General features: G+C 49.8%; 17 protein-coding genes. 4 read left to right on the top strand and 13 right to left on the bottom strand.

What is annotated here, in order from left to right; genetic code table 11:
* Window positions 1-43: 43 nt before the first annotated feature.
* Both H6F94_RS07265 and H6F94_RS07260 read left to right on the top strand, forming a co-directional pair.
* The gene (locus tag H6F94_RS07265) at window positions 44-781 is read left to right on the top strand and encodes a hypothetical protein (protein WP_190801546.1); all 738 of its coding nucleotides are present in this window, start codon (window positions 44-46) and stop codon (window positions 779-781) included.
* A gap of 45 nt (window positions 782-826) precedes the next feature.
* Window positions 827-1,711: an aldo/keto reductase gene (locus H6F94_RS07260; protein WP_190801545.1), complete on the top strand. Its 885-nt coding sequence runs from the start codon at window positions 827-829 to the stop codon at window positions 1,709-1,711.
* A gap of 45 nt (window positions 1,712-1,756) precedes the next feature.
* Here H6F94_RS07260 and H6F94_RS07255 read toward each other — a convergent pair whose 3' ends face one another.
* Window positions 1,757-2,539 carry an SDR family oxidoreductase gene (locus tag H6F94_RS07255; RefSeq protein ID WP_190801544.1) on the bottom strand — a complete coding sequence of 261 codons (783 nt, stop codon included), beginning with the start codon at window positions 2,537-2,539 and terminating at the stop codon, window positions 1,757-1,759.
* 405 nt (window positions 2,540-2,944) lie between these two features.
* Here H6F94_RS07255 and H6F94_RS07250 point away from each other — a divergent pair, with 405 nt between their 5' ends.
* Entirely contained in the window at window positions 2,945-3,598 is a 654-nt protein-coding gene (locus tag H6F94_RS07250; protein ID WP_190801543.1) for an antibiotic biosynthesis monooxygenase family protein, read from the top strand.
* Between the two features lie 118 nt (window positions 3,599-3,716).
* Here the strand turns inward: H6F94_RS07250 and H6F94_RS07245 are convergent, their stop codons facing one another.
* Window positions 3,717-3,968 carry a hypothetical protein gene (locus tag H6F94_RS07245; RefSeq protein ID WP_190801542.1) on the bottom strand — a complete coding sequence of 84 codons (252 nt, stop codon included), beginning with the start codon at window positions 3,966-3,968 and terminating at the stop codon, window positions 3,717-3,719.
* 229 nt (window positions 3,969-4,197) lie between these two features.
* Between H6F94_RS07245 and H6F94_RS07240 the strand changes: the two genes are divergently transcribed.
* A complete protein-coding gene (locus tag H6F94_RS07240; protein ID WP_190801541.1) occupies window positions 4,198-4,413 on the top strand; it encodes a helix-turn-helix domain-containing protein in 216 nt (71 codons plus the stop codon).
* 18 nt (window positions 4,414-4,431) lie between these two features.
* On the opposite strand, the gene H6F94_RS07235 is transcribed toward H6F94_RS07240, so the two are convergent.
* The 11 genes from H6F94_RS07235 to H6F94_RS07195 form a co-directional block, all read right to left on the bottom strand.
* Window positions 4,432-5,028, bottom strand: coding sequence for an ATP-binding protein (locus H6F94_RS07235; protein WP_190801540.1), 597 nt, complete (start codon window positions 5,026-5,028; stop codon window positions 4,432-4,434).
* Between the two features lie 140 nt (window positions 5,029-5,168).
* Window positions 5,169-5,357 carry a Uma2 family endonuclease gene (locus tag H6F94_RS32865; RefSeq protein WP_313949250.1) on the bottom strand — a complete coding sequence of 63 codons (189 nt, stop codon included), beginning with the start codon at window positions 5,355-5,357 and terminating at the stop codon, window positions 5,169-5,171.
* A gap of 52 nt (window positions 5,358-5,409) precedes the next feature.
* Complete coding sequence (locus H6F94_RS32860; RefSeq protein WP_277878015.1) at window positions 5,410-5,754, bottom strand: Uma2 family endonuclease; 345 nt, start codon at window positions 5,752-5,754, stop codon at window positions 5,410-5,412.
* Window positions 5,755-5,806: 52 nt separating this feature from the next.
* On the bottom strand, window positions 5,807-8,578 hold the full coding sequence (locus H6F94_RS07225; protein ID WP_190801539.1) for a valine--tRNA ligase: 2,772 nt from the start codon (window positions 8,576-8,578) through the stop codon (window positions 5,807-5,809).
* 123 nt (window positions 8,579-8,701) lie between these two features.
* Window positions 8,702-9,202, bottom strand: coding sequence for a rhodanese-like domain-containing protein (locus tag H6F94_RS07220; protein ID WP_190801538.1), 501 nt, complete (start codon window positions 9,200-9,202; stop codon window positions 8,702-8,704).
* Window positions 9,203-9,386: 184 nt separating this feature from the next.
* The gene (locus H6F94_RS32855; RefSeq protein WP_313949240.1) at window positions 9,387-9,554 is read right to left on the bottom strand and encodes a DUF421 domain-containing protein; all 168 of its coding nucleotides are present in this window, start codon (window positions 9,552-9,554) and stop codon (window positions 9,387-9,389) included.
* A 135-nt stretch (window positions 9,555-9,689) separates the two neighbouring features.
* The gene (locus H6F94_RS31600; protein WP_199320258.1) at window positions 9,690-9,905 is read right to left on the bottom strand and encodes a hypothetical protein; all 216 of its coding nucleotides are present in this window, start codon (window positions 9,903-9,905) and stop codon (window positions 9,690-9,692) included.
* Between the two features lie 74 nt (window positions 9,906-9,979).
* Window positions 9,980-11,617 (bottom strand): RecQ family ATP-dependent DNA helicase, encoded by a 1,638-nt coding sequence (locus tag H6F94_RS07210; RefSeq protein WP_190801537.1) that lies wholly within the window; start codon window positions 11,615-11,617, stop codon window positions 9,980-9,982.
* Window positions 11,618-11,756: 139 nt separating this feature from the next.
* Complete coding sequence (locus H6F94_RS07205) at window positions 11,757-12,779, bottom strand: SDR family oxidoreductase (RefSeq protein WP_190801536.1); 1,023 nt, start codon at window positions 12,777-12,779, stop codon at window positions 11,757-11,759.
* Window positions 12,780-12,992: 213 nt separating this feature from the next.
* A complete protein-coding gene (locus H6F94_RS07200) occupies window positions 12,993-13,517 on the bottom strand; it encodes a nucleoside deaminase (RefSeq protein WP_199320257.1) in 525 nt (174 codons plus the stop codon).
* A gap of 211 nt (window positions 13,518-13,728) precedes the next feature.
* Entirely contained in the window at window positions 13,729-14,478 is a 750-nt protein-coding gene (locus tag H6F94_RS07195; protein ID WP_190801535.1) for an amino acid ABC transporter ATP-binding protein, read from the bottom strand.
* Window positions 14,479-14,562: the final 84 nt, after the last annotated feature.

Genomic DNA, 14,562 nt, shown 5'->3' with positions numbered 1-14,562 from the left:
CCATTCTGGGAGCGACCCTTAACAGAAAGTCAAGGAATAGGTAATGTCTAGGCAGAAGCTATCTCAATTTGCCCTGTTCTCGGTAGCTGCTGTGGTAGTCGCAATTGGTGGATGCCGAAGCTCACAATCTTCCCAAGCCTCAACCCCAGCAACGGTAGACTCCTCAGCACAGTCACAATCAGACCCAGAATCAGCAGACCGGGAATCAACTGCAAATACGCTGGCAATAAGTGCTGCCTCCCCTGTCGCACAGGCTCAGCAGTCTGAATCTTCTGCAACCACCCAACCCCACAACACGACACCGACTGTTAGTAGGGATGGACGGGTTGAGTTAGCCAACGGACGAATCTCTTTCGTGCCACCGCCAGGTTTTACGGCGATGACTTCAGAAGAGATTGCCTTCAAGTTTCCTAGAGGTAATCCACCTCAATATGTTTATGCTAACGAGCGCCAAAGTGTTTCGATTGCAGTGACTTTCTCTCAATCGCGGGTTTCTCCAACAGAACTACCTAAACTCAAAGCAGCGATGGAGCCACTCTTAGAACGTGTAATTCCGGGCTTGCAATGGAGAACGAGAGAATTAGTGGACATTAATAATACGCGTTGGGTTCGATTAGAAGCCACTAGTCGGGCCATTGATACTGACGTTCGTAATGATATGTATTTCACATCGTTCGACGGTAAGATGTTGGGCTTCAATTTCAACTCTACAGTCGAGATGGATCAGGCTGCACGCGCTGACCTTTTAAAGAGCCGCGATTCAATTGTGGTTAATCAGTGAAATGCGCTAGCTCATCCATCTTTAAATAGCTCAGTAGGGCAAATTATGAGAACAACACAACTGGGTCCGACCCAACTTCAGGTCAGCGCGATTGGCTTAGGCGGTATGCCTATGTCTATAGCTGGTAGGCCACCGGAGGCCCAGGCAATTGCAGTGATCCATCGTGCTCTAGATCTAGGGATCACCTTGATTGACACGGCTGATTCTTACTGCAAAGACGAAACCGATAAGCACCACAATGAACGCCTGATCCACAAAGCGCTGCAACAGTATGAGGGTGATACCGGCTCTGTTGTCGTTGCAACCAAAGGTGGCTTGATGCGCCCTAATGGCTCCTGGACCCGAAACGGCGATCCTAAGCACTTACGCCAAACTATTCGTGAGAGTTTCGAAGCTTTGGGTGGCCAGCGACCGATTGATCTCTGGCAGTATCATGCCCCCGATCATAACTACAGCATTGAAGAGTCTCTTGCTCCTGCCAAAGAAGCGGTTGATTCCGGTCTAATTCGCTTTGTTGGAGTTTCTAACTTCTCGGTTGAACAAATCAGACAGGCCAGGAAGGTTGTTGAAATCGTTTCAGTGCAGAATCAATACAATCCCTGGTACCGTCAGCCTGAGTCTGATGGTGTTTTGCAATACTGCGAACAGGAAGGACTAACCTTTTTGCCTTGGAGCCCTTTGGGAGGGAGTAGCCGCGTGGGAAGCTTAGATTCGTTTCCAGTGCTCACTCGTCTAGCTCAAGAAAAAGGCGGGTCAATTTATAACATCGTGCTGGCCTGGTTGCGGGCTAAATCACCCTGTGTACTGCCGATTCCTGGAGCTAGCAAAGTGAGCAGTATTGAAGATTCGGTACGGGCGCTCGACCTTCAGCTCTCGGAAGCTGAGGTGCAGCAAATTGACCAGCAGGTTAAGCAGGGAGCCGCGGCATGAGCTGCCCTATTTGACCTAACCTCCTAGGGTTGTGGTGGCCACTGCTCAGCCTTGTAGGAGCGACTGGCCGCCATCAATCCACATTTCACTGCCAGTGATGTGGCTGGCAGCATCAGAGGCTAGGAAGAGCACCAGCTGCGCGACCTGCTCGGAGCTTCCTGATTGACCATCCGTTAGCGGAATTTCTCCTTCTGGGTACTCAACGGGTTCCTTAATTTCTTCCAAATCGCGCCGTTCGGTGCTCTGGTTGATTTCTGTTTCAATTGCACCGGGACAAATGACATTCACTCGCACTCGGTGCTTGGCTAATTCCAACGCCGTCATTTTGGTAAAGGCAACTTGTGCTGCCTTAGAGCAAGCGTAGGCGGTTGCACCCGTATTGCTAAACATGCGTGTGCCATTAACGGAGGAGGTCACAATGACTGAGCCTCCCTGCTTTTTGAGGTAAGGCACTGCATATTTCACCGTTAAGAAAGTGCCTTTGAGATTGATGCCGAGAGTCTTGTCCCATTCTTCTGGCTCCAATTCCTCAAGCGGTGCCCAGACACCATTGATTCCGGCATTGGCAAAGACAATATCGATGCGTCCCCATTTATCGACAATCTGCTGAATGGCTTTCTGCATTTGGTCTGGTTGTGAGATATCCGCTGTGACCGGAATTGCTTCACCCTGGGCTTGTTGAATCTCTGAGACGACAGGTTTCAGCTCATCCTCGTCGCGCCCTAGAGCTGCGACTTTTGCGCCTTCCTTGGCAAACAATCGTGCTGTCGCTTCGCCGATGCCAGAACCCGCTCCTGTAACCAATGCCACTTTGTCCTGAAGCTGCATAGGTGCCTTCTGTTTTTGCCCTTTACGCTTCACAATGTTGTGCAAGCAATCTGGCTGAACCTCCATCCCAAGGAGGGACTTGGCACTGTCAGAGACAAGCGAGATTTTGGTATGACAGCAAATTAGTATTGAGTTAGGACAATCCCGATGCCAGATTGAGAGAGCTTCATCTGTGAAGCCTACGAAGAAAGACTTGCTTCTATCATGCTTTCTGATGACAAAAACGCAAAACTGGTTACGGCGGTTGTGGAGTTAATTTTATTGATCAGAATCAACTTGCACATCGCTTTAAACACTTGATTAAAATCACTTCTAGAAAAGCAAGAAGCTTCTAGACAACTGCTCGAAGATTGTCTATCATCGCACTTCTGAAAGGGTAGTTTGGAAACTTGAAAAGGTGCCGAAATGCTAACAGTTACCAAGGACAATTCCATATCAGCAGAAATTGATATATTCCCCACTGAGCCACAGCAACAGCAATCGTTGATCGATGGCTTAATAAACTATATTCAAACAGTGTTTAAGCAGCAGCCTGGATTTGTTGCAGCTGCCATTCATCGCAGCCGAGATGGAATGCGGGTTGTGAACTATGTGCAGTGGGCAAGCCCAAGTGATTACGAAGCCTATGTCAATAATGCTGAAATCCCGTCACTTTCCAACCAGCTTTCTACTTTTCCGGCATCCAATTCTCGCCTCTACGAGATTTTGGTCAGTGAGCCTACCAACAGTAAAATGCAGATCTCCACAGACATAAAAGGGCTAATCAACTTCGGTATTTTTAAGCTGAGAAATCCGAAGGATCAACCGCGTTTTCTAAAGGCAACTCAGGAAGCAGTGGATTTAGTGGCTGGACAAGCCGGGCTAGTTACAACTCATTTCCACCGCAGCCTTGATGGTGCAATGGTAGTGAATTACGGGCTGTGGAGTAATCATAAAGATTATGTTGCAATGAACGAAAACCCTCCCTTTGCTGGCCCTCTGCTAGAAATGCTACGGCTAGCTGACAACGAGTTTCAAATGTCTTTGTACGAAGTAGTCTTCACTGAGACTTCTACTTAGCCAAGAAACAGACACAGCAGCATTGGTAGCAGTGAAGATCTAAGTTGGCCTTAGCTTTTAGAGGCAAGAGTTTGAAGCTAAGAGCTTGAAGATCGCAGCCAACAAAGGGTTTCACTGCTCAATTCTGCATCTCTTGTTTGGCCATGAGTACTGCCCGTGCTGTGAAGTACATCGCGTAGCACTGGGCAGTGCTGTTAACGTGACCTTGACGAATCAGAAACATTAGCCACTCAAGAAGTTTCTCATCTAGCTGGGCAAGCGTTGGCTCTGTTGGCAATTCCAAAGTCACTAGAATCCGGGCTACCACCTCTTCCAAGTTGGCGTAGAGCATCTGGCAGGCCAGCACGCGCCAGTTGAAGTTATTGTTCATACAACCTCCTGGTAGGCCTGCTGGGGTTGGCTGATGCTGAATGCAGTAAACCCGTACAAGCGAGCACAATAAGCTACTGCCTCAGGCTTGAGGCAAATCCCGGGCTGTGAGAGCATTTGAATACCTATGCGTGAGTCTCCCCTGAGCGTGGACTTGGTGCCTGCTGTAGGGGTGACTCAAATATACCCACTGGAGAAAGCATAGTTAATGCATTGGGAATATCTCTGTCATGCCGCTGAGGAACAAGATCAAAGACCTCGTGGACGGAAGAGGTATCACCCCGTATCGCTTCTGGAAGGATACTGGCCTCAGCCGGAACACCGCTTACAACCTGTATAACGATCCCACCTACATTCCAGGTGCTGAGATCATTACTGCTATTTGTGAGGTCTACAAATGCCAGCCGGGAGACTTCCTGATGTGGTTAGAGGATGAGAGAAACTGAGTGTAGCGCTCCTACTTCTCATATGCCGGCAGAGCGGAGTTGAGACGCCGCTATGGTGTCCAATATATCTATCTGAATTCTTGAAAGCTCAGAGCCCATAGCTCTTTCTACTTCACTTCTGAGATCTTCTCTAGCAGATTCCAAACGACGCATAATCCAGTCTTGGACTTGTGGACCTGTTAGTTTCTGCTTTACACCGTTTGTCTTGACAAAAGCTTCATTGCTCTCCGTGAAGTGTAGTCTTATAGAATTCGAGGGGGGAACTTTGACTTGAACAACATATAAGTTGAGAATAGGTTGCTCGTCACTTCCATAGACAGCATGAAATTCCAACCTGTACACAGTCGGGTCTATTTTAGGCTGGATGTTTGCTAGTTTATTACTGACTTCTTTCCTGAGCTTATCCCTCTGTGGAACATCTAATCGGACTCCTACAACGTGCTGGTCAGAGTCCTGGATTCCAAAAAATATGCTTCCCCCCTCACTGTTGAGGTAAGCTACTGCATACTCATCCACTAAATTTTTTATGGTATTAATTGGGTTGGCTCCCTTAATCTCCTTAAACTCAGAGTGATAGTCCTCCTCTAGATTAATCGAGTGATTTAGCTTCATCATGCTTTTGTCCTAAGGAGTTGATTTGGTAAGTAGCCTAAGCCAGTGCTTGCATTGATTCGGGGTAAAAATGAAGCAATTTCTGCTGGCTTTATTATTCTCTCAAGATCCAGTTCCCTTGCCCTGTGACAAGGTAGAGAATTTTACCTTTTGCAATTTTTAACCATTGAACTGAAAATCTGAGCTACTGTCAACTCAAGTTCAGGAAATGTTTGGGATACCACTCGTTCTTCTCCCTTGAATTCTGCTGAGTCGTAAAAGCCTTCATTTAGGATTAGAACAGAAACTCTCTGATCAATCGGATCAACGATCCAGTATTCAGGAATGCCTATCGCCGCGTACTCAGATCGTTTGGCTCGGTAGTCAGTACTTTTTGTGCTGGGACTAACTACCCTCTACTACTAGTAAGGGTGGTGATTGAAGAACAGCGCTAGGAGCTTGCACAATTTCTGCCAATTGCTCAATGATTACTATACATAAGTCTGGTGTACGAGAGTTCCCGATCCAAGTGCGAACCCCCACATCTCGTTCCACGAGCCAGGGCAACTGCTCGCGTTGAATTTCAGCCCTAAAAGCATCATGGAGAAAGTCAATTCGATTGGAGCGCGGTAGTGAGGGGAGCGGAACCCTGATCAACTCACCATGCACCAACTCATAGCGATTATCAGGGCCGTCATCGAAATTCAGGTACTCTTCAAAGGTCAGCGTCTTGGGTCTTGCCAGAGCCATAATGCCTCCCAGGAACTGAACTGAAAATAGAGTGATGACGGCACTGACTCAGTTAGCCTAGCTTCGCAATTCGCTCCCGCAAGATTTCTGCTTGCTTTTGCATTTCGGCTACTTCATCGCGGGTCTTTTGTACTTGTTCCGGAGCAGCTTTCGCTATGTAGTTAGGGCTAGCTAGACGACCTTCTAGCCCTTTCATGTTGCCTTCGAGTTTGGCAAGTTTCTTTTCGAGTTTGGCTTTTAGGGCCGCTAGATCAACTAGACCCGCTAAGGGAACCAACACTTGGATCGTGCCGACCACACCTGCTGCGGTCTGTTGCAGGTCTTCTGCCAGACTGCTCACAATTTCCAAGGATTCTGCTTTGGCTAAATCCCGGATGTATTGCTGACCCGCAGACAGAGTGGCCCGTTCCCCAGTGCTTTCGGTTTGCAGAATGACACTGATTTTCTGCGAGGGTCTGATATCAGAATCTGCCCGCAAATTACGCAGAGTACGAATTGTGCCAATGAGCAAATCAAACTGACCTTCCAAAGCTGGGTCGATGAGCTTATCGTCCCCTTGGGGATAGGCTTGCAGCGCTAAACTCTGGTCTTCGCCCACTTGGGTCAAGGTATGCCAGATCTCTTCAGTGATGTGTGGCATGTAAGGATGTAGCAGCCGCAAAATGCCATCCAGCACATGGTAAAGCACCGCTTGGGCTGTCTGCCGCGAAGGCTGCGACTCGCCGTTGAGCCGGGGCTTCACAAGTTCAATGTACCAATCGCAGAAATCGCCCCAAATAAATTCGTAGAGTAACTTGGCTGCTTCGCCCAAACCGTAAACATCAATGCACTGGTTGGTTTGCTGCGCTACGCGATTGAAGCGCGACAGAATCCAGCGGTCAGCCAGTTCCAGATCGACAACCGATACATCCGCAGACGCAATCGATGGAAACTCGCGACTATCCGTCTCAACCTGTGCCCTATCCGCTGCCAAGTTCATCAGCACGAAGCGCGACGCATTCCAGAGCTTATTGGCAAAATTGCGTGAAGCCTCTACAGAAGCTGACTCATCGGTCTTGCGGTTGTATTCCAGCCGGATATCTTGACCCGCGCCAACGACCTCGCGCACCAGGGTATAGCGCACCGCATCCGTACCGTACTTGCGGATCAGCACTAGCGGGTCGATGCCGTTGTTTTTCGACTTCGACATTTTCTGGTTGTTTTCATCGCGCACCAGCCCGTGAATGTAGACGGTGCCGAAGGGCATCTTGCCAGTGAAATGCGTACACATCATCGTCATCCGGGCCACCCAGAAGAAGATGATGTCGAACCCAGTCACTAGCACTGTAGTTGGGTAGTACTTTTGGAAATCTTGGGTTTGCTCGTCGGGCCAGCCCAAAGTTGAGCAAGGCCAAATCCCCGAGGAGAACCAGGTATCCAGCACATCTGGATCGCGCTCCAAAACTACATCGGGGCCGAATTGAGCTTGGGCTTTGGTCTGTGCTTCTGCATCATTACGAGCAACCACAAAAGGCGTGTTGTCAGTGATTTGCCCCTCGGTTTCGCTCACAGCGTACCAGGCGGGAATTTGATGGCCCCACCAGAGCTGGCGCGAGATGCACCAGTCTTTGAGCTTCACCAGCCAATCGCGATAGACCTTGGTCCAGCGCTCCGGCACAAACAGAGGCGAATGATGCTCGTCTAGCTCTTGGAGCGCTCGGTCAGCCAGCGGCCGGATCTTGACGAACCACTGGGTGGAAAGGAACGGCTCCACCGGCACCTTGCCTCGATCGGAGTAGGGCACGTTGTGGGTATGGTCTTCGATTTTGACCAGAAAACCTGCTTCTTCGAGCTGCTTGACTACGTTCTTGCGGGCCTCAAAGCGATCCTGGCCAACAAAAGCACCAGCATTTTCGTTGAGGCTGCCGTCTTTATTCAGGATGTTGATGAAGGGCAGGTTGTGGCGCTTGCCCACCTCAAAGTCGTTAAGGTCGTGGGCAGGCGTAATTTTCACTGCACCAGAACCAAATTCCATATCAGTGTAGTCATCACCAATAATCGGAATCTCACGGTTCATTAGCGGCAGGGTTACAGTCTTGCCAATCAGAGCTTTGTAACGCTCGTCGTTAGGGTTGACCGCCACAGCTGTATCGCCCAGCATTGTCTCCGGACGGGTGGTTGCCACTTCGATGAAGCCAGAGCCATCGCTGAGGGGGTAACGCAGATGCCACAGGTGACCTTTGATTTCCCGAGACTCCACCTCCAAGTCAGATACTGCTGACTGCGTGGCTGGACACCAGTTCACCAAGTACTCGCCACGGTAGATCAGGCCATCATCGTGGAGCCGGATGAACGCTTCCAGCACCGCTTCCGAGAGCCCTGCGTCCATGGTGAAGCGTTCCCGCGACCAATCCACCGAAGCACCGAGCTTGCGGATCTGATTGGTAATCGTGTCGCCTGACTCTTCTTTCCACTGCCAGGCCCGTTCTAAATACTTTTCGCGGCCCAATTCAAAGCGGTTGGTGCCTTCTTTTTTGAACTGCACATCCAACAGTGCTGATACTGCAATGCTGGCGTGGTCAGTTCCAGGTAACCAGAGGGTATCTTTGCCTTTCATGCGCTGATAACGCACCAACACATCAATGATGGTGTCTTCGAACGCATGACCCATGTGTAGGCTGCCTGTCACATTGGGCGGTGGAATAACAATGCAATAGGGCTCACCAGGGTGATTGGGGTCGGCTTTAAAGACGCCCCGTTCCTCCCAGTAAGCCTGCCATTTGGCTTCGGTATTAAAGGGTTCGTACAAGCTGGCAAGCTGGTTGGGTTCGGGGGTCACCGTCATGGTCAAACAGGGCTCAGGGCTTTGATTTCAACCATTCTGACACAGCGACCCCCTCCGCGTTTTCAAGGCTGCTTACCTTTAGCAAGCTTGGAGCTACCCCTTTACCTCACCTCAAGAGCTCAGTTAGCGAGCTGCGTTTTGTGTGTCCTGATGGTGCTTCAGCTGAGACACAACGTTGTAGGCAGAGCTGGGAGGTTGATCAGTTGCTTCATCCACGCCTTCAGTCGGACCAGCAACTGCCTTCCAAGCAGCCAAACCGCCCTTTAGCTCGTAAACACATTCGAAGCCAGCAGCACGAAGTTGGTTCGCTGCGTTGGTGGTTGTTTCCTCAGTGGGACCGTAGACGTAGATATCGCGGGTGGAATCGATGGTAGGACGGGCCTTTTCCACCAAACTATCGAGGGGCATTGTCATTGCACCCAAGATGTGGGCTTTGTTATAAGTTTCACGGTCACTGACATCAAGAATAGTCAGTGCAGGCTCGCCCCACTCTAGACGACCCTTGAGTTCGTGAACATCAGATTGGGATTTTTGGGGCTGTTGGGGAGGGGTAGGGACGACGTTATGAACGGCGTTTTTAACCGCATCTTTAGCATCCCGAATTGGGCTTTGAATGTCAGTCATAAAAAACTAGGTACTTATCACATCAGCCTCATTGTCACAACAAGCACTGGCTAGCGGATCCTTCCACAGGCTGAAGTGATCCCGACTTACAACCTGTCTAGAAGTAGAGCTGGAGAGAGCAAGCAATAGCTGAAAACGAAAAGTAAGCCAAATCCTGGAGAGCTCTGTTTTGGAGTTAGAATCCTTAGCCTAAGCGACGTTGGCTGACCGGGCGGCTTTGAGTGTCATAGCTAATCACACTGGTGCGTTCATCACTCTCCATATAAGCTGCTTTGACCTCACTCAACCGTTCAATTTCCTGTTGCCGAACTTGGCTCATTAATTTATCTTCTGTGGTCAGCTCCCGCCGCATATTGCGTCATATTGCGTCGCAAAAGCTGACTGCGTCTAACTAATGGTAGAGGCGATGGGTTTAGAAGTCGTTGAAATCTGGGAAAGCGATAGCCCAACCAATTGAGGGTGTAGTTTCAGAAAATAATTGTGGCGACTAGTGACGACTAGTAAAGGTGCCATCAGTAATTGAGCTGTAATCGCTAACCATTGCGTTCTGGGCTGCATTGGCAAACAGAATAACCACCAATAGGTCAGCGATGCCGACTGCACCAACTTGACGATTGGGAATAAACCGCAGAACCAAGAAGAACATTAAATATACTAGTGAACCGCGCAAAAACAGCTCAGTCGGCAAAACCTCAGTCAGCAAAACATTAGATGCCAGCAGTTCTTTTCAATTGAGGTCGAAAAGAGCATCCATGTGCGTGAGTATAACCCGTAAAATTAGCTTAAGCTCTTAAGCAGTGACTGCTGAACGACAAGATCAACTGCCAGAGTTTTGTATCCAACTTTGTCAAACAAGATGACCATTTTGTCACCCTCATAGCGCATTACTAAACCTTTGCCCCAGGAGCGATGAACGACTTTCGTGTTCAATTCAAACGGCTGGTTATTCTGTTCTGTTTCAACTGTAATACCAGCTTTGCAGTTATCGCAGAAGCCACAAGACTCATCTAAGTTCTCGCCAAAATAATTGAGCAAATATTTGCGTCGACAATCACGTACCTCAGCATAACCTCGCATCATTTCAATGCGTGATTTCTCAAATTGCTGCCGACGTTCTTGAGCGTGAATAGCAGCTTGCGCAGCTTTATTCACATCAGTTGTCTGCTCGGTGGACTCTACCTCGCCGGTTGGGGATAGCTCAACCGCCCCCACCGCCTCCAAGCGACTGAGCGCTGTACTTACTTTAGTTTTAGACAGCTCGGTGATCTCTTGCAACTCTTCAATCGCTACCGGCTCTTGCTGCTCTTGAACTGCGGTGATGACCTGCTCAACCTGGTCCGCTTTCACTTGCCCACCGCTGGCAAAAAAGCGACGCAGCTTGAGGTCTTCAGACCGATAAAACAAAATGGCTCTTGCTGGTTCACCATCCCGTCCGGCGCGGCCAATTTCCTGGTAGTACGAGTCCACCGAATCGCTGATTTCATAGTGAAAAACGAAGCGAACATTCGGCTTATCCACCCCCATACCGAAAGCTGTCGTGGCTACAATCACATCTGCCTCGTCTGCCATGAATTGAGTCTGAGCCGCTTCCCGGTCTTTGACCTTTAGCCCTGCGTGGTAGGCAACCGCTCGAACGCCTTGCTCGCTTAGAACTGCAGCTAGCTCTTCAGCGTGCTTACGGGTGGCAGCGTAGACAATCCCTGGTTTCTCGGCAGCAGCCACCCGCGCTAATAGGGCCTCCTGCTTCTCGCGCTCATCTTCAAACCGTTCAACAGCAAGCCAAATATTCGGTCGGTCAAAGCCTTGCACCACTACCCTGGGCTGGTGCATGATCAGACGTTCGGTGATTTCCTGCCGGACGGGCGGAGCCGCAGTAGCTGTCAGCGCCAAAATCCGCGGGTGATCTAGCGCTTCAATCACGGTACCCAGCCGCAAATAATCAGGCCGAAAATCATGGCCCCACTCGCTGATACAGTGAGCTTCGTCCACTACAAACAGCGAGGGTTTGGCTGCCTGAAGGCGCTCTAGGGTTTCTGGATTGTTGAACTGCTCTGGGGCGAGAAACAAGAACTCCAGATCGCCAGTTTCAAGATCCTCAAATGCCTCCTGCCGATCAGAGGCTCCGATAGTCGAGTTCACCACCGCTGCACCGCCAACATCTTGGTCGGCAATCGACTCAACTTGGTCTCGCTGCAAGGCCAACAGTGGCGAGATGACAACGGTGGGGCCTGCTAACAAAAAAGCCGCGATTTGGTAGATAGCAGACTTGCCCGAGCCAGTTGGCATGACTGCCAAAGTATCGTGCCCATCCAAAACTGCCTGGATGACAGCCTTTTGTCCCGAGCGTAATTCTGAATAACCAAGGCGGTCACGGGCAATCTGGTCCAGTGACTGCTTGTTGTTGCGCCTGTTCATATCCCCCCTTTGACCCATGCGTTCCACTGACAGGTTTCAGCAGTGGAATGCGCATGGACCGGTTTAACTAGTCGGTTAACTAGTCGATTTAGGTGGCCGATTTAAATAGCCAAGTTTAATCAGCCACTTCAACTGGCTCTTACAGTTCTTGCTGTCCGATGCCCCCAAGAGCAGCCGCGGCACCTAAGACTGCTACTGCTAAGGCACCCCACGTTAGGAGCGGGTTTTGATCCAGCAGATTAGAGATGCTGGGGATAGTCAGCGGCTCAAAGTCACCCTTGACCCGGTCGTACCCTATCTCGCCTGGAATCGGTTCGTAGAGGTTGTTGGGTCCATGCTCAGTCTTCGGTTCATCCGTCTTCTGACCCTTAAAGCCAACGACCGCCAGCAGGCTATCCATCAAACCTGGCGAGACGCGCTGGAGCAGGTCTACAAGCTTACCGACCTCGCCAACCACAATGTCACGAGTGGGATGCTCAGCGACATGCAAGATGGCATCAGCCACCAGGGAAGGCTCGTAGAAGGGCGGAATCGCCATCGGCTTCACACCCAGCTTGGTCAGGGACTTGTTATAGAAGGGCGTATTGATCACTCCAGGCATCACGTTGGTAACGCTAACCTGTGACCCTTCATGCATCAATTCAACCCGTAGTGAATCCAGAAAGCCTTCAACGCCATGTTTGGAGCAGGAATAGGGGCTTTGTAGGGGCAGTGAGCGCCGCGCTTCTACAGAAGAGATGTGAATTAGAGCACCACGTCCCTCGCGCTTAAGGTGAGGCAGTGCTGCCATCGCGCCGTAAACCTGACCCATCAAACTGACATCAACGACTCGCTTGAATTCTTCTGGCGTTATCTCCTCAAAGCGGGCAAAAATGGCGGTAGCTGCCGCATGAACCCAGGTATCCAAGCGTCCGTAAATTTGAACTGTTTTATCCGCAACTGCCTTGACTTGCTCGAAATCAGAGACATCTGCTGGTACAGCAAACGCCTCTCCCCCTGCCAATTGGATCTCTTCGACCAGAGAGTTTAAGCCGTCTTGACTGCGAGCTGAAACAACAACTTTGGCACCCTTTTTAGCGAAGCGAAGGGCAGTTTCACGGCCAATACCACTCGAGGCCCCAATAATGGCAACGACTTGTTGACTAATTGGCTTGAGTTTCATAAATAGAACTCCTGTAGATTTAGTGGGTCAAAAACAGACAGAAATAGCCTAGAAATATAGGCAGAAATTTAGTTGAGTGGAGATTCCAATTAGAAGTGACCCATAGCTAGAAAAACGAGAAAGCCTGGAAAGCCAAGCTTCTCAGTTAATGATTAACTTTTCTTACGATAGAACGAGCCCTTGCAGTTCTCCTCTTTCGCAGGGCTCATCAGATCAGGCGATCGCGTCAGCTTGCCCCTTTTGCACAGACTCGGATTCAATGCCCATCAGAACTAGGAGTTCTCGACCTTCTTCTCGCTTGACTCCTGGAATCAGCTCCATAGGGCCGCGCTCCAAGGAATCATTGACCTGGTCCGCGGTCAGTCCCTTCACGACCCACTGCTCCCCATTGGCGTCTTCAGATAAAGCCGAGTACACCACTCGCTTAATTCCTGCAAAGGAAATCGCTGACAAACACATCAAGCAAGGTTCAAGCGTGCTGTAGATGGTGAGTTCAGCTTTCTCTGCTTCACTCATCTGGTTTAGGCGCTCAGCTGCTTGATGCAAAACGACCATTTCAGCGTGTTGAGTCGTGTCCTTGGTGGCCTCGAAAGCGTTGTGATCCAGCGCTAAAATTTCGTCTCGCCACAGAAGTAGTGCTCCGACTCCGGCTTCACCTTTGGCAATGGCCTGCCGGGCTTCTTCTAGCGCCTTGCTCATCATCTCTTCGTCTTGCGCTGTTGGCTGTCTAATGCCCACTGCTATGCCTCTTTCTTTTCAAGAGCTGACTAATCTTTTTTACAAATATTTATAACCGCTCTAATCTCTCTCAAAGCAGATTTGGGGAACCGCCGAACCAGCAATTCCCCTTATGTCCACTTATGTTTGATGTTTAGGCTTTCTTAATAGCTGGTTTGCTGAGGTTTACCAGAAAGATTCTCAGAAAAACCACTAATTAGACAGATGCTTATTAAGCAGCAAAGCTCATCCGACTCAAGAAAGTGCAGAGACGTTCGCTGCGCGGATTTGTGATTACCTGGCGAGCAGGACCTTCCTCAACGACTCGGCCTTGGTCCAGGAACATGACCCGATTGGCTACTTCTCGGGCAAAGGCGATTTCGTGGGTCACGACTACCATAGTCATGCCTTCCTCTGCCAAATTTTGCATTACCGCCAATACTTCACCTACGAGTTCTGGATCAAGCGCGCTGGTTGGCTCATCAAACAAAATGACCTTCGGTTCCATACACAAACTCCGAGCGATGGCGACACGTTGTTTTTGGCCACCAGAGAGCTGTTCTGGAAAGGCATCCGCCTTCTCACTCAGTCCAACTTTTTCCAAATACAGCTTCGCCAATTCCACTGTGGCCCGTCGTGATCGCCCCAAAACTTTGCGCGGAGCAATGGTCAGATTATCCAGCACCGTCATGTGAGGAAAGAGATTGAACTGCTGGAAGACCATGCCCACTTCTGAGCGCAACTGAGTAACGTTAACTCTAGGTTTGGATAGGTCAATTCCGTTCACTAAAATTTGACCGCCACTGATTTTCTCTAAGCGATTAAAGCAACGTAGCAGCGTACTCTTGCCACAACCCGAGGGACCAATAATGGCTACAACCTCGCCCGTACCAATATGACCGGTGATGCCTTTGAGAACCTTTAGTTCGCCGAAGTTCTTCTCAACATCTCTGAAAACAATTGAGGCAATAGAACTGTCCATACTTCGATTCCTGCTAGTGCGGCGCTCTCAACCAACCCGGTAGTTGTTTTACCTGATGTAGGGCTAGCGAACAGCAGTGATAAT

Origin of the sequence: Leptolyngbya sp. FACHB-261 (assembly GCF_014696065.1) — a bacterium.
Lineage (GTDB): Bacteria > Cyanobacteriota > Cyanobacteriia > FACHB-261 > FACHB-261 > FACHB-261.
Note: the sequence above shows the minus strand (reverse complement) of the source record. Positions and strands in the feature narration are given on the sequence as shown.